Origin of the sequence: Acinetobacter sp. YH16042, from assembly GCF_013417245.1 — a bacterium.
Lineage (GTDB): Bacteria > Pseudomonadota > Gammaproteobacteria > Pseudomonadales > Moraxellaceae > Acinetobacter > Acinetobacter amyesii.
Window position 1 is genome coordinate 1 of sequence record NZ_VPEJ01000087.1, and the last position, 2,180, is coordinate 2,180.

2 protein-coding genes and 1 pseudogene are annotated in these 2,180 nt (G+C 40.1%); all 3 read right to left on the bottom strand.

Annotation, left to right across the window (positions count from 1 at the left end; genetic code table 11):
- Nucleotides 1-161: 161 nt before the first annotated feature.
- The gene (locus tag FTV37_RS17075; RefSeq protein WP_180064319.1) at nt 162-1,598 is read right to left on the bottom strand and encodes an amidase; all 1,437 of its coding nucleotides are present in this window, start codon (nt 1,596-1,598) and stop codon (nt 162-164) included.
- Between the two features lie 120 nt (nt 1,599-1,718).
- Nucleotides 1,719-2,069, bottom strand: a complete 351-nt coding sequence (locus FTV37_RS17080) for an aminotransferase class I/II-fold pyridoxal phosphate-dependent enzyme (RefSeq protein ID WP_180064320.1) — start codon at nt 2,067-2,069, stop codon at nt 1,719-1,721.
- A gap of 3 nt (nt 2,070-2,072) precedes the next feature.
- A pseudogene (locus tag FTV37_RS17085) lies at nt 2,073-2,180 on the bottom strand (IS5/IS1182 family transposase); the annotation flags it as partial.

Below are 2,180 nucleotides of genomic sequence, written 5' to 3' on the forward strand. Positions count from 1 at the left end.
AATTATCCAAGTGAACTTATTCGAAAGGAAGTATTTGAAATCGCTATTCTCACCAGACAAGAGGGTGATAAAACAAGAGGAACCTCAATTGAGGTTCCTCTTGTGATTTTTGTGGGACAGCAGTGGCCAATCAGCTCCCTTTTTTATCCTTGCATGGGCTGTTAAGCAGTTCGAGGCATATCCTGAATACGTCGCCATGGCTGAGCTTCTTCAATTTCATATGCCAGTTCGATCAAGGTTTTTTCATCACCGACATCGGCTGATATTTGCATACTGATCGGTAGTCCGTCGTTTTGCGTTTCTCCCATAGGAATCGACATACCCGGCGCACCCACCACATTTTGAATAGGTGTAAAAGTCACATAGTTCTGAATACGCTCAAATAACTGGTCAAACGGTAATTGAGGTGACAAATAGCCGATTTTAGGTGTGGTATGTGCAAGTACAGGCGATAGCAAAACGTCATAATGCTTAAAGATTTCACGATATTGCTGCTGCATTTTCTTTAATCGATACAGAAATAGCGGGGTTTTATAAAAGTTCTTTTTATATAACATCGATAAACCAACGGTTAAGTGATCTAATTCTTTTGAATTAAAGTCAGCACCAAAAATTTTCTTGCCAAATGTACTCAGTAAAAAGGACAACATCCCCCAATATTCACTGAAATCTTCAACAAAGCTTAAGGAAAAAGGTAACTGAAGTTCTTCAACATGATGGCCTAATTTTTCTAAGAGTGCTGCGCTATGCATTAACGTTGCAGTTGTTTCGCTATCTATTTGCCCTGTAATCGATTGCGGGACTAAGCCGATGCGTAGTCGACGTTTAGAAGGGCCATGAATCATGCCTATTCGTGGCAGTTTTTTATTGTAATAACTTGACTCCATTCCTGCATAGAAATGCGCAGTATCTCGTATGCTACGGGTTAGGACACCTTCACTGATGATATTAATCGGAAGAGAGCCTGCTGCTTCACTGTCATACGTACGGCCACGGCTAGGCTTTAATCCAATCAAACCACAGCATGCAGCAGGGATACGAATTGAACCACCGCCATCATTGGCATGGGCAATCGGCACTACACCGGCTGCAACGAGAGCTGCGGAACCGCCTGAAGATGCACCGCAGGAATAACTTAAATGCCACGGGTTATGAGTGGCTGATCCATCTTTATATTCGGTGCTGGCATTTAGACCAAATTCAGGGAGCTTGGATTTTCCTAATACGACAAACCCTTGATCTAAGATTTGTTGGCTAATTTGAGGATTACGATCGGCTGGTTTTAAACCTATGGCCTTTGAACCATGGCGTGAGGGCAATCCTTGATAATCTAGATTATCTTTAAAGAAAAAAGGGACGCCCGCAAATAGACCATGTTCAACATATTGATTTTTCTCTAAAGCACGTTGAAAACAGTCCAGTTCAATGGCATTTAGATGCGGATTGACTTGTTCCGCACGTGCAATGGCCGCTTGTGTAATTTCCTGTACAGAGGCTTCTTTAGATTTGATGAGCTGTGCAATCCCCACAGCATCTAGATCTGTGAGTACATCCGAACTAAAAGCATGTATGCGTTGACTGTGTTTTTGATCTTCCATGAACGAACCTATTTGTTTTTTGAATTTTGGTAAATGTTGAATGAATTCGTTGTTATCTTAACAACAAATATATGTATTTGAACAATATCTGTTTGAGCATAATAATGACAATAAAAATTGTCAAATATTCGTCTGATCTGAGGAAAGTGCAGAGATTGTACTAAGGAGGGCATCTAAAGCCTGTTGAATCTCATCCTTCCATGCAAAGGAACAATTTAAACGGATATATTGAGTTTTGGCTTCCGCAACATTAAATAAACGGCCTGGAGCAACGCCAATCTGCTGTTGAATTAGGGCTTCATAGACTGCCATACTTTCAACATTTTCCGGTAGTTTTAACCAAAGAAAATAACCACTTGGATGATATTGTAATTTGCATCCAGTCGGTAGGCGGCTTTCTAAATAACGGTAAAACTGTAATTTATGCTGTTGTAGACTTTTTCTTAAGACCCTTAAATAGATTTCTTTCATAAGTCATTTTTCACTCAGCTCCAAGTTATAAATTCCAGCAATTAGATTGAATCTTAATGCTAGTCTTTTGCCTCGATTGCGATATCGCTCAGCAAGAATTTTGAAGGTTTT

Bases quoted from the DNA above. Each gene is read 5' to 3' on its own strand.
- FTV37_RS17075 (WP_180064319.1), bottom strand. From the start codon at position 1,598: ATGGAAGATCAAAAACACAGTCAACGCATACATGCTTTTAGTTCGGAT.
- FTV37_RS17080 (WP_180064320.1), bottom strand. From the start codon at position 2,069: ATGAAAGAAATCTATTTAAGGGTCTTAAGAAAAAGTCTACAACAGCAT.